Annotated in this window: 16 protein-coding genes and 3 pseudogenes; 10 read left to right on the forward strand and 9 right to left on the reverse strand. The window is 39.9% G+C overall.

Features of this window, described 5'->3' with window-relative positions; all coding sequences use genetic code 11:
* The first annotated feature begins 1 nt into the window (after nt 1).
* Both XEN7305_RS09955 and XEN7305_RS09960 read left to right on the forward strand, forming a co-directional pair.
* The gene (locus XEN7305_RS09955; protein WP_006509279.1) at nt 2-433 is read left to right on the forward strand and encodes a helix-turn-helix transcriptional regulator; all 432 of its coding nucleotides are present in this window, start codon (nt 2-4) and stop codon (nt 431-433) included.
* A 141-nt stretch (nt 434-574) separates the two neighbouring features.
* Nucleotides 575-820 carry an AbrB/MazE/SpoVT family DNA-binding domain-containing protein gene (locus tag XEN7305_RS09960; RefSeq protein ID WP_006509280.1) on the forward strand — a complete coding sequence of 82 codons (246 nt, stop codon included), beginning with the start codon at nt 575-577 and terminating at the stop codon, nt 818-820.
* 327 nt (nt 821-1,147) lie between these two features.
* On the opposite strand, the pseudogene XEN7305_RS09965 reads toward XEN7305_RS09960, so the two are convergent.
* A pseudogene (locus XEN7305_RS09965) lies at nt 1,148-1,285 on the reverse strand (transcriptional regulator); the annotation flags it as partial.
* 308 nt (nt 1,286-1,593) lie between these two features.
* On the opposite strand from XEN7305_RS09965, the gene XEN7305_RS09970 reads away from it, so the two are divergent.
* From XEN7305_RS09970 to deoC, 4 genes are all read left to right on the forward strand, one after another.
* Nucleotides 1,594-2,754 (forward strand): Na/Pi symporter, encoded by a 1,161-nt coding sequence (locus tag XEN7305_RS09970; RefSeq protein ID WP_006509282.1) that lies wholly within the window; start codon nt 1,594-1,596, stop codon nt 2,752-2,754.
* Between the two features lie 102 nt (nt 2,755-2,856).
* The gene (locus XEN7305_RS09975; protein WP_006509283.1) at nt 2,857-4,680 is read left to right on the forward strand and encodes a mechanosensitive ion channel domain-containing protein; all 1,824 of its coding nucleotides are present in this window, start codon (nt 2,857-2,859) and stop codon (nt 4,678-4,680) included.
* 121 nt (nt 4,681-4,801) lie between these two features.
* Complete coding sequence (locus XEN7305_RS09980) at nt 4,802-6,595, forward strand: mechanosensitive ion channel domain-containing protein (RefSeq protein WP_006509284.1); 1,794 nt, start codon at nt 4,802-4,804, stop codon at nt 6,593-6,595.
* A gap of 86 nt (nt 6,596-6,681) precedes the next feature.
* On the forward strand, nt 6,682-7,368 hold the full coding sequence (deoC, locus tag XEN7305_RS09985) for a deoxyribose-phosphate aldolase (RefSeq protein WP_006509285.1): 687 nt from the start codon (nt 6,682-6,684) through the stop codon (nt 7,366-7,368).
* Between the two features lie 3 nt (nt 7,369-7,371).
* Here deoC and XEN7305_RS09990 read toward each other — a convergent pair whose 3' ends face one another.
* Nucleotides 7,372-7,695, reverse strand: coding sequence for a hypothetical protein (locus XEN7305_RS09990; RefSeq protein WP_006509286.1), 324 nt, complete (start codon nt 7,693-7,695; stop codon nt 7,372-7,374).
* Between the two features lie 183 nt (nt 7,696-7,878).
* On the opposite strand from XEN7305_RS09990, the gene XEN7305_RS09995 reads away from it, so the two are divergent.
* On the forward strand, nt 7,879-9,168 hold the full coding sequence (locus XEN7305_RS09995) for a homoserine dehydrogenase (RefSeq protein ID WP_006509287.1): 1,290 nt from the start codon (nt 7,879-7,881) through the stop codon (nt 9,166-9,168).
* A gap of 320 nt (nt 9,169-9,488) precedes the next feature.
* Here XEN7305_RS09995 and aroF read toward each other — a convergent pair whose 3' ends face one another.
* The 3 genes from aroF to XEN7305_RS10010 form a co-directional block, all read right to left on the reverse strand.
* Complete coding sequence (aroF, locus tag XEN7305_RS10000) at nt 9,489-10,547, reverse strand: 3-deoxy-7-phosphoheptulonate synthase (RefSeq protein ID WP_040897353.1); 1,059 nt, start codon at nt 10,545-10,547, stop codon at nt 9,489-9,491.
* A 275-nt stretch (nt 10,548-10,822) separates the two neighbouring features.
* Complete coding sequence (locus XEN7305_RS10005; RefSeq protein WP_006509289.1) at nt 10,823-12,970, reverse strand: polyribonucleotide nucleotidyltransferase; 2,148 nt, start codon at nt 12,968-12,970, stop codon at nt 10,823-10,825.
* A 114-nt stretch (nt 12,971-13,084) separates the two neighbouring features.
* The gene (locus XEN7305_RS10010; RefSeq protein ID WP_006509290.1) at nt 13,085-13,546 is read right to left on the reverse strand and encodes a nitrate reductase associated protein; all 462 of its coding nucleotides are present in this window, start codon (nt 13,544-13,546) and stop codon (nt 13,085-13,087) included.
* Between the two features lie 185 nt (nt 13,547-13,731).
* Between XEN7305_RS10010 and XEN7305_RS10015 the strand changes: the two genes are divergently transcribed.
* Together XEN7305_RS10015 and XEN7305_RS10020 are read left to right on the forward strand one after the other, a co-directional pair.
* On the forward strand, nt 13,732-13,977 hold the full coding sequence (locus XEN7305_RS10015; protein WP_006509291.1) for an AbrB/MazE/SpoVT family DNA-binding domain-containing protein: 246 nt from the start codon (nt 13,732-13,734) through the stop codon (nt 13,975-13,977).
* The gene (locus tag XEN7305_RS10020; protein WP_006509292.1) at nt 13,971-14,291 is read left to right on the forward strand and encodes a type II toxin-antitoxin system PemK/MazF family toxin; all 321 of its coding nucleotides are present in this window, start codon (nt 13,971-13,973) and stop codon (nt 14,289-14,291) included. The genes XEN7305_RS10015 and XEN7305_RS10020 overlap by 7 nt, the downstream gene beginning before the upstream one ends.
* 79 nt (nt 14,292-14,370) lie before the next feature.
* Here the strand turns inward: XEN7305_RS10020 and XEN7305_RS27550 are convergent.
* Nucleotides 14,371-14,472 (reverse strand): annotated as a pseudogene (locus XEN7305_RS27550) (type II toxin-antitoxin system HicA family toxin); the annotation flags it as partial.
* Nucleotides 14,465-14,674: pseudogene (locus XEN7305_RS30310) on the reverse strand (type II toxin-antitoxin system HicB family antitoxin). The pseudogenes XEN7305_RS30310 and XEN7305_RS27550, both read right to left, overlap by 8 nt.
* A gap of 368 nt (nt 14,675-15,042) precedes the next feature.
* Between XEN7305_RS30310 and XEN7305_RS10025 the strand changes: the two are divergent.
* Nucleotides 15,043-15,327, forward strand: a complete 285-nt coding sequence (locus XEN7305_RS10025) for a hypothetical protein (RefSeq protein WP_006509295.1) — start codon at nt 15,043-15,045, stop codon at nt 15,325-15,327.
* Nucleotides 15,328-15,377: 50 nt separating this feature from the next.
* On the opposite strand, the gene XEN7305_RS10030 is transcribed toward XEN7305_RS10025, so the two are convergent.
* Nucleotides 15,378-15,866, reverse strand: a complete 489-nt coding sequence (locus tag XEN7305_RS10030) for a GUN4 domain-containing protein (protein WP_006509296.1) — start codon at nt 15,864-15,866, stop codon at nt 15,378-15,380.
* A gap of 103 nt (nt 15,867-15,969) precedes the next feature.
* The coding region (locus XEN7305_RS10035) for a transposase (protein ID WP_006508662.1) at nt 15,970-16,163 on the reverse strand (194 nt) is incomplete at its 5' end.

Here is a 16,163-nt window from a genome sequence, read left to right on the forward strand (position 1 = left end):
AATGATTTTAAACGAACGCCAGTATGGAATTACTAAGACAAAAATTAAAGAGTTTGAAGAGGCTTTAGCTAAACTTAACAACAGCCCAATCCCAGAAACTCTTAATGAGCAATTGCGACACAAAGCTCATGTTGATACTGTTAATAGTCAACTGGAAGAATTTTATGAAGAAGTAAAAGAATACGAAGAACTTAAAAAAGGTGATATAACAAGTTTAAAACTAGATTCCTTTGAACAATTACCAGAAGCACTTATTAAAGCAAGGATTATTCGTGGGCTTACTCAAGCTCAGTTAGCAGAGATTTTACAGGTTAAGCAACAACAAGTACAAAGAGATGAAAGTAACAAGTACGCTAGTGCAAGTTTTACAAAACTGCTAGCGATTCAGAAAGCTCTTAATATTGAAGTGAAAGAAGAACTCATTCTAAAGTAATTTTCATTGTTTTTCTATCTTAATTTTGAGTATTGTTAAATTTGAGAATAACACTAAGATAAGAACTAAAAAAACTTCCTTTGCGCCTTGGCGTCTTTGCCCAGAACACGGAGCTGGGTAAACACGAGACCTTAATAGATTATGGAATACACAGTAAAAGTCCACGAAAATGGCAAAATTTCAATTCCTGCTGAATTAAGAAGAAAATGGAATCTTGAGGCGGGTCAAGAACTTATCCTGAAAGAGGATGGAGATGTCGCCATCTTGACGAAGCAAAAGAGTGTCATTTATGCTCTCAAACAGGAAATAAAAGCAAAATTACCCGAAGGTATTTCTTTCGTAGAACAATTACGAGAAGAGCGTCGTCGTGATGCAGTCCAACAGTAAAGTCATACTTGATAGTTCGGCTCTATTTCTTACTGGAGACTCAATTTGGCAAGAAGCGGATTTAGATGTTGGACTTATCCTAATTATATAACTTATATTTAAGTAGATTTAACAACTATTGGTTGAATATTTTCAATCTGATCTCCTTCTTTTTGCAGTGCTTGATAAATATCATTAGCTCTCTGCATATTGAGCCAAAAGTCAGGGGTCAATACTTCTCGCTTAGGGAACTAGGGAAATTTAGCTATTATTATTCCCCAAAACCCCAAAACCCCAAGTCCCAACTTGTTAAGTTTTTAAATTCAATCTTTAAGCGAGAAGTATTGAGTCAGGGGTCGTCCTAAAATATTTAGCCAGTCTTAAAGCCGTACTAACGGGAATACCTCTTTTGTTGTTGATAAGTTCGTTAATCCTTTGATAACTCACTCCAATTCCATCAGCAAGTTGTTGTTGGGTCAACCCCAGGGCTGTTTCATTCTCAGTAAAATTTAATAGTGGGGAATTTAGGGATGTAGGGAATTAGGGAAATCGAGCGAGTATTTTTCCCCAAGTCCCCAAATCCCCAAGTCCCTAAGTCCTTATTTCTCTAGATTTGGCAAGAATGAAATAGCCCTGGGGTCAACCCCATTGGTTCTAGAAATTCTTCTCTCAACATTTCACCTGGGCTAGTTGGTTGCCTATTCGTAGGTATATTAATCATAAGAATTTCTTCCTAGTGATAGTCTGTTATTTCAACGTCTGTGACACCATCATTCGACATCAATCAATAATTTATGATAGAAACTCCAGAGAATTCTCCAGAAATTTTAGAGTCAAGGAGTAAAATTTATACTACTCTAAGTTGGCTTGGGGTAATCATATTAATCTATCTTTTGATTGCTGCCACAGGTTTAATTAGCACAGGATTCGCCACCTCAGCAGGGAAACAAGCTCAAGAACTATTCGAATTTGCCAGAAATCCCTTTGCCGGTTTACTTGTTGGTACATTATGTACAGCCTTGATCCAATCTTCTAGTACCGTAACCTCTATCATTGTGGGATTAGTTGCGGGAGGATTGCCCGTCGCGATCGCGATTCCCATGGTGATGGGCTCCAATATCGGCACAACTATCACTAACACCATAGTGAGTCTAGGCCATGTCAAAAACACCGACGAGTTCCAAAAAGCATTTGCCGCAGCAACTATTCATGACTTCTTTAATCTCATCAGCGTCATTATTTTTCTTCCTTTAGAACTTGCCACTCATTTTTTAGAAAAATTTGGGTTATTCTTAGCTGATTTTTTGGTGGGTCGAGAATTGATCAATATCGAAAATTTTAATCCAATTCAAGCTACTACCCAACCATTAATAATATTGATTGAAAATTCAACTCATATTCTACCCAGTCCTTTAGATGGAATCGCTCTGGTTCTTGTTGGCATTGGCTTAATCTTTTTGGCAATTTTTTATCTGGGGAAACTGCTCAAAATTTTAATGATAGATAAAGCGAAAAACATGTTGCATCTTGCTCTGGGGAAAGGAGCTATTAGCGGTATGTTGTCTGGTACTTTAGTCACAATGTTAGTCCAGTCATCTTCGACTACTACCAGCCTGATTGTTCCTTTAGCAGGTAATGGATTACTAACTCTAGAAGAAATCTATCCTTTCACTTTAGGGGCAAATATTGGCACTTGTATTACTGCTTTACTCGCCGCAACTGCTGTGGTTACAAATCAAGTTGCCGCCCTAGAAATTGCCATGGTGCATCTGCTTTATAATCTTCTGGGGACCATCACTATTTATGGCATTCCCTTTCTGAGAAATACCCCAATTTGGAGTGCCAAAAACTTAGCTAAGATAGCAAGCGATCGCAAATATTTAGCTATTATTTATATTATTGCGACTTTCTTCTTCCTCCCTGCTACCCTACTCATATTTACAAAAAACCTCTAAATGTATAGAAATAACCACAAGTTATTACTAAAAGTTAAGGTTAGATCAAAAAATCAGGATTTTACTAGAAAATTAATAGAATCATCAAGTTAACACCATCTCATGAAAAGAAGTATCTTAATTAGTGGAATTGTAATTGTTAGTTTTTCCTGGTTACCAACACCAGTTAGAGCACAATCAGCTGAAGCGAACTCCCCAGCAATTACGATCGCAGATCCGTCGATTCCTGAGAGAGAATTGGAATTGATGGTCAAACCGCTAACCCAAGATGAACTAGAGATTGAGGCCAATGCTTGGTTAGACTTGCTCAAGGTGCAAGTTAAAGAGGTTAGTGATGCCGAAATTGCAGTCAATCGCAAAAATGAAGAATTGGATGAAACAAAAGAAGCAGTCAAAGATCTAAAAGAAGCAGAAGAAGCTCTGATCGAAGTCGAAGAAACAACCGAGGAAAATGCCACAAACCCAATCACCGAAGAAACAAGGCAAGAGCTGGAAGAAGATCTAGATAAAGCCCAGGATAAACTCGAAGAAGCTCAAGAATCGATCGAAGAAGCTATTGAAGAAGAAGCAAAAACTCTAGAAAATGAAGAGCTAGCAGAAGCTTTAACCGAAGCACAGGAGGATGCAGCAAAAGAGGAGCAAGCAGAAGCAGCGGCAACCGAAGGTCAATCAGAATTACCCACAACTCAGGAAGAAAAAGAGCTTTTAGAGGAAACTGTCGCCGAGACCGCAGAAGAACTGACAGAACTAGAAACGGCAACCATTGACGATACTCAAGAAATAGAGCAAGCTCAACAGCAAATTGAGCAAACCACCGAAAAATTAGAAGCGGCAATTGAAGATAAAGCTGATATTAAAACCCAATTGTTACTGAATTTAACCGAAGCCAGAGACAAGCAAGCAGCTCTTGGTAATCGCTTTGAAGTAATTATTAACGAATTAGAGAAAAAAGGCGGTGAGGTAGAAGCCTATCAAAAATATTTAGCCGCTGTGGGTTTGATTAAGTTGGATGTAAGCGATCGCCAGGCATTATGGATAACTTTATTGGGCTGGCTAAAATCAGAAACAGGAGGTCTGCTTTGGGCAATTAATATTAGTAAGTTTGTCGGGATTGCCGTCTTTTCTGTAGCAGGTTCTTTTGCCGCAGCTAATGTAACGAGAAGATCACTACAGATCATTCCTAATATGTCAGAACTATTGCGCGGCTTCTTAGTTGGCATTGTGCGCCAAGGCACCTTAGTGATCGGGATTTTGTTTGCTCTTACTGCCTTAGGAATTAGCCTCGGGCCCTTGCTAGCAGTCTTTGGGGGAGTCAGTTTTGTCTTGGCTTTTGCTTTACAAAATAATTTGGGTAATCTTGCTAGTGGCTTGATGATTATGTTCTACAAACCCTTTGATGAAGGAGATGAGATTAAAGTTGATGATTTATGGGGCTATGTCGATTCGATTTCCATTGCCAGTACAAAAATTAAAGGTATGAGCGGCGAGGTCATTAGTGTGCCTAATGACAGTATTTGGAACAGTAATATTATTAATTTGACCTATACAGAGTCTAGAGGTTTTAGCGGCACGATCGTTGTTGATCTAGAGCAAAATCTTTCCCAAGCAAAGCAAGTAATTTTAGAGGCAATTCAATCCCATCCCCAAGTGTTAAGCGAACCTGCTCCCCGCACTTTAATTTGGGAGCTCGATGGTGATGCGATTAGTATTATGTTTTTTGGCCATATTAAAACCAAAGAATATTGGCAAGTCCATGAAGAAGTTATTGAGCTGATCCAAAAGGGAATTAATAATGCGGAGATTGCGATCGACATTCCTGAGCAGAGAATTCAAATTGAGTCTCTGGATAAGAACTTGGAAAAAAATGGGGAAAAAAGCCATGATTTCAGTAAAACACTGCCAACTGAATCTTTGAAGAAAAACTAATTGACTAACTTTTACGCTCCCGGGATCGACCAATAGACTTGTGTGGCATTACCGTAATTTTGCCCAGTGATGGATTTTATTAGAAGATTAGGAAATAAATTCATCAAGTTAACATTGTCTCATGAAAAGAAGTATTCTAATTAGTGGAGCTATTATCGCTAGTTTTTCCTGGTTGTCAACACCAGTTAGAGGACAATTGGACAAGTCTGAATATCAAGCGATTACGATCGCAGAACCGTCGATTCCCGTGCAAGAATTAGAATTGACCGTTAAACCTCTAACTCAAGACGAACTAGATATTGAAGCCAATGCCTGGTTAGATCTACTCAAGATTCAAGTTAAAGAAGTCAGTGACGCCGAAATTGCCGTTAACCGTAAAAATGAAGAATTGGCGCAAACCAAAGAGGCCATTACCGATCTAGAACAGGCGGAAAAAGCTCTCACTGAAGTTGAAGAAACAGCTCAAGACAGTGGGACAAACCAAGCCTCCGAACAAACTCAAGAAGAGCTAGAACAAGATCTTGAGAAAGCTCAGAAAAAACTAGAAGAGGCTCAAGGATCGCTCGAAGAAGCTATCGTCGAAGAAGCAAAAACTCAAGAAAATGAGGACATCACTGAAGCCTTAACCGAAGCCCAAGAGGATGCCGCAGAAGAAATAGCAGAATCGGAATCGACAAACGCTGTAGTGGAGCCAGAACAGGAAATTGGCGAAGAAACTATTGCCGAAAATGCGGATGAAATTACGACAATTGAAACCGAAAACATTGATGATACCCAGGAAATAGAGCAGGCTCAACAAAAAATTGAACAAACTACCGAAAATTTAGAAGCGGCGATTGAAGATAAAGCCGAAATTAAAACCCAATTACTGCTTAATTTGACCGAAGCGAGAGATGAGCAGACAGAGGTAGGCGATCGCTTTGAAGTAATTATTAACGAATTGGAGAAAAAAGGTGGTGAGGTAGAAGCCTATCGGCAATATTTGGTTGCAGTAGGGTTGATCGAAGTTGATGTGAGCGATCGCGAAGCTCTATGGATCACCGCATTGGGCTGGTTGAAATCAGACACGGGAGGCATTCGTTGGGCCGTAAATGTAGGAAAGTTTGCGGGAATCGCTATCTTTTCCGTAGTTGGTTCGTTTGCCGCAGCTAATGTAACTAAAAGATCACTACAAATGATCCCTAATATTTCAGAACTATTACGCGGCTTCTTAGTTGGCATTGTGCGCCAAGGCACCTTAGTGATTGGGTTTCTATTTGCCCTTACTGCCTTAGGAATTAGCCTGGGGCCTTTGCTAGCAGTCTTTGGGGGAGTCAGTTTTGTCTTGGCTTTTGCTTTACAAAATAATTTGGGTAATCTTGCTAGTGGTTTGATGATTATGTTCTACAAACCTTTTGATGAAGGAGATGAAATTAAAGTTGATGATTTATGGGGCTATGTCGATTCGATTTCCATTGCCAGTACCAAAATTAAAGGGATGAGCGGCGAGGTGATTAGTGTGCCTAATGATAGTATTTGGAACAGTAATATTATTAATTTGACCTATACCGAGTCTAGAGGTTTTAGCGGCACGATCGTTGTTGACCTAGAGCAAAATCTTTCCCAAGCAAAGCAAGTAATTTTAGAGGCAATTCAATCCCATCCCCAAGTGTTAAGTGAACCTGCTCCTCGTGCTTTGATTTGGGAACTCGATGGTGATGCGATTAGCATTATGTTTTTTGGACATACTAAAACCAAAGAATATTGGCAAGTCCATGAGGAAGTTATTGAGCTGATCCAAAAGGGAATTAATAATGCGGGAATCGCGATCGACATTCCTGAGCAGAGAATTCAAATTGAGTCTATGGCAAAGAGTAATGGTTCCAGTAATATATTACCGACCGAATCTTTGAAAAACGTCAGCTCGGTAAAGTAGATAAAAATCTAGGAATGACCTAGATAATTGAGTCTATTATATAAATTCATCAAAACAGAAAAAACACTAATTTACATTCTAATCAAATGCCAAGAAAAGAAATAGACTTTGATTTGAGTAACTATATCGACCATTCCTTACTGAAACCGATCGCGACAGCTGAAGAAGTAAAACAATGTTGTAACGAAGCAATTCAATATAGCTTTCCTGCCGTTTGTATTTATCCTTCCACCGTCAGGCAAGCAGCTGACCTTTTGCATAACCATAGAATCGAAGTTTGTACTGTGATTGGTTTTCCCACAGGGGCCAATACTTCTGCGGTCAAACTTTACGAAGCACAAGAAGCAGTAGACAATGGCGCAACGGAATTGGATGTAGTAATTAATCTTGGTTGGGTCAAATCAGGACAATCAGACAAAATTTACCAAGAAATTGCCCAGATTGTCGAATCTACGGGCAAAACTGTCAAAGCGATTTTAGAAACCACAGTTTTGACCAACGAGGAAAAAAGACTCGCGGCAGAAGTTTGTTTAGATGCGGGTGTTGCTTATCTCAAAACCAGTACAGGTTGGTTTGGCGGGGCAACAGTAGAAGATATTAAACTGCTATACCAAATTACCAAAGGTCAAATTGGCATTAAAGCATCAGGCGGAATTCGCACAGTAGAACAAGCATTTGCTCTGATAGAAGCGGGAGCAACTCGACTGGGGACTTCTCAAGGTATTGCGTTAATGCGAGAACTAAAAGGAAAAAGTGAAAATAAAAATAGATAAATTCTATAAACAGGCTATGACATGTTTCTTGGTGAACTCTTCTAGCTCTTGTGTCTGAGGCTCTTTATTTTCTGTTGCCCCTGCAAATAGTTCCATAAACTCTGTATTGGAATAGGCAATTTGAAATTGATCCAAAAGACAAGTACAAATGCGCATATTGCTATAGACTTCTTGATCGTTATTAAAATCGAGTTCTTTGTTTTCCAACAAACATCCTGAAAGGAAAATTGCTCTACTACTAACAGGATAGTCATTAGTATGTGCCACAGTGTTCATAGGAATCAAACCCATGAACATTCCACTCAACAAAATTGTTATTTTTCGCATATGAGTTAAAAATTAAATTGAACTCAAATATACTTTTAAATTCAAAAATTCACCATAGTTTTCATTCCTCTTTCCTCGTTGCTTGCTCTTCTCCGCATAACGTGGGTTCTGACTGCTTGTTGCTCGTTCCTGAGTTAGTGTATCTTTAGTAGCTAATGGGAGTTCTAAGTTGTAGAGGGAATTGTGGTTGTTAATATTGGGTTATTAGGATTTGGTACAGTCGGCACAGGTACAGCAGAAATTATCTTACATAATGTAGGTAGACACCCTCTCTTAAAAGAAATTGTGATTACCAAGGTAGGTGTGCGATCGCTGGATAAACCTCGTGAGGTCAAGTTGCCATCAGGCGTATTAACCACAGATTTAAACGCAATCGTTAATGATCCAGAGATTGATGTTGTGGTGGAGCTTTTGGGTGGACTGGAGCCCGCACGGACTCTGATTCTTCAAGCCATTAACCAGGGCAAACATGTGGTGACGGCCAATAAAGCTGTAATCGCGCTCTACGGCGATGAAATCTATACAGCAGCGAACCAGGCTGGGGTTTATGTCATGTTAGAAGCCTCTGTTGGTGGCGGTATTCCTGTGATTAAACCCCTTAAGCAGTCGTTAGGGGTGAACCGGATTACTAGTGTTTTAGGAATTATCAACGGCACAACCAATTACATTTTGACTCGCATGGCCGCAGAAGGTGCGAATTTTGCTGATGTGCTGAAAGATGCTCAAGAGCTCGGTTATGCCGAAGCCGATCCCACTGCCGATGTCGATGGTGGAGATGCTGCGGATAAAATTGGTATTCTTGCCGCGATCGCATTTGGCGATCGCATTAAGCGACAAGATATTTTCTGTGAGGGAATTCGTCAGATAACAGCCACTGACATTAGTTATGCAGAACAATTAGGCTTTGTGATCAAGTTATTAGGAGTCGCTAAAAGCACTGCAACAAAAGCCCTAGAAGTAAGGGTCCATCCCACCTTAGTGCCCCGAGACCATCCCCTAGCGAGCGTGAATGATGTCTACAACGCTATTTTGGTAGAAGGAGAACCTTTGGGACAAGTGATGTTTTTTGGCCCTGGGGCTGGAAAAGGCGCAACAGCTAGTGCCGTGGTTTCAGATATTGTCAATGTTGCTGGGGTTCTCATTAGCAGTGGCAAAGAGCAGAAGTTAGATCCTCTTTTGAGCTGCTCTCATCAGCATTATGCCGATCTTGTTCCCATAACAGAAATTGACACTCGTTTTTATGTCAGATTTTTATGTAAAGACGTCTCTGGGGTGATTGGATATCTAGGAACTTGTTTTGGCAATCACCAGGTTAGTTTAGAGTCTGTAGTGCAAATTGGGTTTAAAGAGGGATTAGCCGAAATTGTGGTGGTAACCCATGATGTAAAAGAGGGTTATTTCCGTCAGGCTTTAGCAGAAATCGAAAATCTCGATGCTGTCTCTTCAATTCCTAATGTCTTACGCGTACTTTAAAGTCATGATTCGGGAGCAAAACGTCAAGAAATGTAACGATTTTTGTCAAAACGCATAAAAAACGAAAATTTTTAGTGAGTAACAAGTAGCTCGCGAGGAAATGCTCTTCGTGGGTCATGGCGGTAATTGGTGTTCTTGCATCTTGTAGAGTGAGGGAAATGTTATAAATTCCGATAGTTTTGCAGATCAAGATATTTGAGGAGGTTCTTGGAATATTGCCTCCTCCACCATTTTCTTTTGATTTTTTACTTCTAATTTTGTAAATAAGAAAGATAAGAGAATTGACTCTTACCTCTTACATTAAGTTAATTCGTGGAACACTATGCGATCGCAACGGGAGTTTCACTCCAACGACCAACAGCATTACCAATTACAGACAACTCTTGCATCACTTCATCAAAGCGATCGGGATGCAAAGACTGGGCCCCATCAGAAAGGGCTTTTGCCGGATTAGGATGAACTTCAATCATCAAAGAATCTGCACCAACCGCGATCGCCGCTTTGGCCATGTCAGGAACATAATCAACTTTACCCGTACCATGACTAGGATCGAGCATAATGGGCAAATGGGTGAGACCTCTTAAAACAGGGACAGTGCCCAGATCTAAAACATTGCGAGTATATTTGCGATCAAAAGTACGAATCCCGCGCTCACAAAGAATCACATTGGGATTGCCTGCGGCTAAAACATATTCTGCTGCCATCAACCATTCATCAATTGTGGCCGACATGCCTCTTTTCAAGAGTACTGGCTTGTCCTGAGCCCCAACTTTTTTGAGGAGAGCGAAATTTTGCATATTTCTCGCCCCGACTTGCACTACATCCGCAACCGCAGAAATTTTCTCAACATCGGCTGTGTCCATGACCTCAGTGATAATGCCCAACCCACTAGCTTCTCTGGCTGCTGCCAGTAATTCCAAAGCACTTTCACCATGACCCTGGAATGAATAGGGAGAAGTTCGAGGTTTATAAGCTCCCCCACGCAAAAACTTTGCTCCAGCATCCCGCACCCGCTTGGCCGTGGCAACTATCATGGCTTCATTTTCGACAGAACAGGGGCCAGCTACTACAACTACAGGATGATTTTGCCCAAATATGACATCTCCATTGGGAGTTGGCACAACGACCTCACTAGGATCACCATGGCGATATTCAAGACTTGCCCGCTTAAAAGGTTTTTCCACTCGCAATACATTCTCTATCCAAGGACTTACTTCCTGTAATTGCAAAGGATCGAGAACAGCGGTATCTCCAACTAAACCAATTACTACTTTATGTTTGCCAACAATTTTTTCTGGCGTCAAACCCCAAGTTTCTAGTTCATCACAGATTCGAGTAATTTCTAATTCTGGAGAACCAACTTTCATGACTATGATCATGACTATACTTTCGCGATCGCGAAAAAATAACTACTACTTCTGTCTATGGTAGTTATTTTTTCTAAATGCAGCAGAAAATTCCGACTTTTTGCTGATAAATGATGACTGATATAGCCCTTCTTAAATTAGTGAGATACAGACAGCTCTGCTGGAATGGGGAATAGGGAATAGGGAATAGGGAATAGGGAATAGGGAATAGGGAATAGGGAACAGAGAGTGTACCTCATGAATCTAAGAAACTTTATGACTGATAACTGATAACTGATAACTGAATATTAGCTTGCTGCTCTAGCGGCTGCGGCTTCGTCGGGGTGAATGCCCAAGCGAGTTAGATTAAGACGACCTTTATTGTCGAAGCCTCTAACCTTCACCACAATTTCATCACCAACGGCAACTTCATCTTCAACTTTGCCTACTCTACCTTCGGCTAATTGGGAAATATGAATCATTCCCTCTTTGCCTGGCAAGACTTCGACAAAAGCCCCAATATCAATGATTCTGGTGACCTTACCAACATAAACATCGCCCTCATTGAGTTTGCGAGTCATGTTATAGATAATTTTCTTGGCTTTTTCTGCTTTGTGAGCTTCTACTGCCGCGATGATTACAGTACCGTCATCTTCAATATCAATTTTAGAATCGGTTTGCTCCACGATCGCCTTAATGGTTTTACCAGAAGGCCCAATAACCATACCAATCTGGTCGGGATCGATCTTCATGGTCAATAATCTGGGGGCAAAAGGAGAAAGTTCCTCTCTCGGCTCGGTAATCGCTTTCAGCATTTCCTCCAAAATGTGAAGTCTAGCAGGCTTTGCTTGCTCAATCGCTTTGGCAATTGTCTCCATGGGCAAACCAGTGATTTTCATATCCATTTGCAGAGCGGTAATGCCAGTATCTGTTCCGGCGACCTTAAAGTCCATATCCCCCAAGAAATCTTCAATGCCTTGAATATCTGTGAGGATGCGAACTTCGTCCCCTTCTTTAATTAAACCCATGGCTGCACCACTTACCGGCTTGGTAATGGGAACCCCTGCATCCATAAGTGCCAAGGTAGAACCACAAACCGAACCCATCGAAGTCGAACCATTAGAAGATAAAACTTCTGATACAACCCGCAATACGTAGGGAAAATCTTCCTGGTTAGGCAATACAGGTAATAAAGAACGCTCTGCTAAAGCTCCATGACCGATTTCTCGACGACCAGGAGAACGCATGGGTCTAGTTTCCCCAACGGAAAAGGGCGGGAAATTGTAATGGTGAAGATAACGTTTCTCCGAAATTGGATTGAGATCATCGCCCAAATCCTGAGCATCTCCCGATGTTCCCAAGGTCGCTAGGGAAAGAACCTGAGTTAATCCGCGGTTAAATAAACCACAACCATGAACCCTGCGAGGTAAGACGCCTACTTTGGCAGAAATGGGACGGACTTGGTCTAGTTTACGACCGTCAACTCGCACGCCATCTTCCAAGATTTGCGATCGCATGAGTTTTTTGGTTAGGGCTTTGAATTGAGTTGCGATCGCCTTGGGGTTTTCGGTGGTTGCAACTTTGAGGGGATCTTCTTCTGGTAATTCGGCAATTACATCCTGGATTTTACTAGCTTTGATCTCATCGAGAGCTGTATCCCGAGCTTTTTTGTCAAAGTCAAAATGGGTCAGAATTTTTTTAATGTCTTCAGTCGCGCGATCGCTAATAAAATTAACTAGATTCTCATCAGCGACTGGAGGCTCAGCCACAGCAATCTCAATTCCGAGATCTTTAATCAATTCCAATTGAGCATTGATCAGCTCTTGAACTGCTTCATAGCCAAAATCGATCGCTTCAATAATATCCTGCTCTGGTAATTGATTAGCTCCTGCTTCTACCATGATTACGCCATCAGGGGTTCCCGCAACCACTAAGTCCAACTCGCCCTGTTCAATTTCTTTAAAACTAGGGTTGAGGATAAAGTCATCTCCGACTAATCCGACTCGTACCGCAGCCATCGGGCCATAAAAAGGAATTTGCGCCAGCAATACGGCGACAGAAGCACCAGTGACCGCCAACACATCGGGTGGAACGTCTTCATCCATTGTCAAGGTAGTTGCAACCACTTGGATATCATCTCTCATCCACTGGGGAAATAAAGGGCGCAACGGACGATCAATTAATCTACAGGTTAAAGTTGCTCTTTCAGGAGGTCTCCCTTCTCTTCTTAAAAAACCCCCAGGAATCCGACCTACTGCATATAATTTCTCTTCATAATCGACTAATAAAGGAAGAAAATCGATTCCTTCTCTTCCTTTTGATCTTGTCGCATTAACTAATACTGCTGTGTCTCCCGATTGGATTAAAACGGAACCGCCTGCTTGTGGTGCGAACAGACCAACTTTGAGCCTAATATCCCTACCATCAAAAGATATCGACTTATCAAATTCTTGCATTCAGCTTATTTCCCTTATTTTCTCTCTGTTTCTTTGCTTCTGGCGATCCTAACATTATCCCCACGACAAATTGTAAATTTCTCTTACCAAATTTACGAATAGTTTTACGTAGTTTTATGTCGTTATTTTAAATTCTTTGAGAGCAGGTAAAAAGTTCTTGCTTTCGTGGCTGGGGCTACTAAGTTTTATCAGCGCAAATCTCTGTAAAGGTGTTAAATCTTGCCATTGAGTGAGCAGAAATTCAACCTGGAATTCTGTCGCTTTGCTTTGGAGAGTTTCGGGTATAGCTTGCTCGTCTAGCCAGGGAGGGTTGGGTGCGATCGCCAATTCTTTGGCAGTATCTCCCGTTTTCTGAAGAATCAGATTTTGCAGGAACTCTTTATATTTAATAGCTTCTTCAGTGGTCTGACAGGGCATTTCGATCAGAGTTTGGCGTTCTGATAATTCGAATTTTCCCCAATGTGTGAGTTTTAGTTTAACGCCACAAGTATCTAGTTTCATCCGCACAATCATCGGGATACAGTGCATGGAGTCAATAAATTCTGCTTCAAATTGAAAAAAATTGGAGTCACTCATTATATATTGTTTAGATAGATTTCACTACTTATTTTAAGGTTCAGCAGGTCGATCAGATTATTACTAGCACGCGATCGCTATTACCAGAGAAATTTAATCTCACAAAAATACGATTGCCAAAATAAAGTTAGTTTTGATGCTAAACTCACAGTAATTACTATGTAATTACAAAACAAGTTTATGCGATGAAAACTAAAATCATTAAAATAGGTAACTCCCAAGGAATCCGAATTCCCAAAGCGATTGTCGAACAATGCGGACTGAATAACTCTATAGAGATGGAAGTCATCAATGGCAGTTTAGTTTTGACTCCTACTAAAGTTAGGGCAGGATGGGAAGAATCTTTTCAGGAAATGGCGGCAAATGGAGATGATGAATTACTAATAGATGACGCTATTCTCACAGTAGAAGATGAGGATTGGGAATGGTAAAAAGAGGAGAGGTTTACCTAATTAATTTAGACCCAACAATTGGCTCAGAAATACAAAAAATCCGTCCTTGTGTGATAGTTTCTCCCAATGAAATAAATAAATATATTCGAACTGTGATTATTGCACCTATGACCACTAAAATTCGTAGCTATAAAAGCAGAATTGAAGTGGAATTCAATCAAAAAAAAGGACAGGTAATGCTTGATCAATTGAGAACTATTGATAAGCAACGCTTGATTAGAAAACTAGGAGATTTATCAACAAAAGAGATTAAACAAGTACTATTTTTACTACAAGAAATGTTTACTTATTAACCTGAGATTGTTAACAAAAATTACGTAATTTGCTAAATTTGACTGCCATGTTTCATCCAATCAGTGAGATCGACTAATTCTTCATCACTACATGACTTCCAGTTTGACGAATTTTTTGAAAACCTAAACGCTCTAATGCCTTGATTGCTTTTTTACTAGAAATTCTTGGCAGTTTAGTCATAGCTAACATTCATGGTAGTTATATACCGAGGAGAACTTCCTGATAAGGGAAATTCTTCAAGATATAGTTTTGTCGCTTCTTGTAAACCTGAAATAGCTTGTTCGATTGTTTATCCTTGAGCTACTGTCCCAACTTCTGGACATTCAGCTATATACATATCCTCTTCTTTGTAAATAACTATAGTAAAGCTGTGGGTTTTCATCTTTTTCGAGCTAGAGATTTCCTTTATTGTAGCTTGGATAGATTACACAAGGTTTAAAATAACTCTTTGTTTGATTTTTTGATTAGATAAATAACCCTAAAATCGGCACAAAAAGTAATTTAGATTATGCGATCGCTGATTTATTTTAAGGTTCAGCAATATAAGATATATAGAAAAGTAAGCTACTAACCATGACTCAATCTCAATTTAATTTAGAAGAATCTGCCGATTTGTATACAGAAATATATGAACAAGATCAACAATTGCAAGAATTAACTGAATCAGCTTTACTTGATGTGTCAGAATAGCAGAATAAAAGGATAGATGGATTCTTTTTTAATTGATTACTCGAACTTGATACTTTATCTATGACCTTAACCATTAACTTACCACCAGAATTAGAGCAATATCTCTCGCAGGAAGCAAATCAACAGGGTATTTCGATTGAAGCTGTGACATTACAACTTTTGACAAGTTCTATTTTGGATAAGCAAAAGCAAGCTGAAGCAGTTAGTCTGATTCAATCCTGGATTGATGATGAAGATGTTGAAGAACAGCAGGAAACAGGTCAGTTTTTAATTAAAGCATTGGATGAGGATCGCTTATCTGAAAGAAAATTATTTCCTATTGAGATGAAAGGTGTAACTTGGTGAGTCGAGTAATATTGTTGTTAAAAAAAATGGCCGGAATTCTTTATTAGAGATTATAATTCTTCGCAGCGGGAGAAAAGATTATGTCCAAAGACTATTGAGGTGTTTTCTTGCCAAAACCACTCAGGGAGAGCCCCCTTGTTGAAATCTTCTGTGAACCTGCCTGTAAATGCGCCAATATCTTGGTAGGGCAGATAACCCTCATTTGATTTTGTTCCTGATTCTTTTTCTTTCCATCCTATATCAATATAGAATTCTCTCCATATGTCAACTGACGATTTCTCATCTGGGCTTCCATTCTTTTGCCAGATTTCTTTTTGTACACTGAAACCAAAATGTCTCGTTCCAGGTTTGGGATAATCTAGCCATAGCTTGTCAATTTCTTTAAATGCCTGACAATCAAATTTTTCTAGATCTTCAACTGTTAAATAATCTTGTTCTTTTCTCCCAGCGATATAAAGCATAATATCAAAAGTTTTCTGATCTGCTTCTCGCAAACGTTCTTCTTTAACCTGAGTTCGACAAGATGAAACCAAGACCATACGCGATCGCTAAAAAATAAATTGCGCTCAGCAAAGCTTGGCGCTTTGTGCGTCATGAGATTTAAAATGGATTAGGCTCTATCTTCTAGCTGCTGAATCAGGGTTAAAAAACAGTAGGAGGGAGAGCCGATAAAGCTTTGGGCTCTAGATCAAGAGAAGGTTTCTGCGGGAAATAAGAGTAAGCTACTAATCCAGCCAGAAGATTCACCAGAAAATTCCAGATACTCCTGTGTCTTGAATGCTCTATTTGAGAAATATTTTTGAGTTGGTCATTGACTGTTTCAATTAAAGCTCTCT

It is taken from the genome of Xenococcus sp. PCC 7305 (assembly GCF_000332055.1).
Taxonomy (GTDB): Bacteria; Cyanobacteriota; Cyanobacteriia; order Cyanobacteriales; family Xenococcaceae; genus Xenococcus.

What these genes read in the sequence shown, in the direction of transcription:
- XEN7305_RS09955 (WP_006509279.1), top strand. Translation starts at nt 2, where the DNA reads ATGATTTTAAACGAACGCCAGTATGGAATTACTAAGACAAAAATTAAA.
- XEN7305_RS09960 (WP_006509280.1), top strand. Translation starts at nt 575, where the DNA reads ATGGAATACACAGTAAAAGTCCACGAAAATGGCAAAATTTCAATTCCT.
- XEN7305_RS09970 (WP_006509282.1), top strand. Translation starts at nt 1,594, where the DNA reads ATGATAGAAACTCCAGAGAATTCTCCAGAAATTTTAGAGTCAAGGAGT.
- XEN7305_RS09975 (WP_006509283.1), top strand. Translation starts at nt 2,857, where the DNA reads ATGAAAAGAAGTATCTTAATTAGTGGAATTGTAATTGTTAGTTTTTCC.
- XEN7305_RS09980 (WP_006509284.1), top strand. Translation starts at nt 4,802, where the DNA reads ATGAAAAGAAGTATTCTAATTAGTGGAGCTATTATCGCTAGTTTTTCC.
- deoC (WP_006509285.1), top strand. Translation starts at nt 6,682, where the DNA reads ATGCCAAGAAAAGAAATAGACTTTGATTTGAGTAACTATATCGACCAT.
- XEN7305_RS09990 (WP_006509286.1), bottom strand. Translation starts at nt 7,695, where the DNA reads ATGCGAAAAATAACAATTTTGTTGAGTGGAATGTTCATGGGTTTGATT.
- aroF (WP_040897353.1), bottom strand. Translation starts at nt 10,547, where the DNA reads ATGATCATAGTCATGAAAGTTGGTTCTCCAGAATTAGAAATTACTCGA.
- XEN7305_RS10005 (WP_006509289.1), bottom strand. Translation starts at nt 12,970, where the DNA reads ATGCAAGAATTTGATAAGTCGATATCTTTTGATGGTAGGGATATTAGG.
- XEN7305_RS10010 (WP_006509290.1), bottom strand. Translation starts at nt 13,546, where the DNA reads ATGAGTGACTCCAATTTTTTTCAATTTGAAGCAGAATTTATTGACTCC.
- XEN7305_RS10015 (WP_006509291.1), top strand. Translation starts at nt 13,732, where the DNA reads ATGAAAACTAAAATCATTAAAATAGGTAACTCCCAAGGAATCCGAATT.
- XEN7305_RS10020 (WP_006509292.1), top strand. Translation starts at nt 13,971, where the DNA reads ATGGTAAAAAGAGGAGAGGTTTACCTAATTAATTTAGACCCAACAATT.
- XEN7305_RS10025 (WP_006509295.1), top strand. Translation starts at nt 15,043, where the DNA reads ATGACCTTAACCATTAACTTACCACCAGAATTAGAGCAATATCTCTCG.
- XEN7305_RS10030 (WP_006509296.1), bottom strand. Translation starts at nt 15,866, where the DNA reads ATGGTCTTGGTTTCATCTTGTCGAACTCAGGTTAAAGAAGAACGTTTG.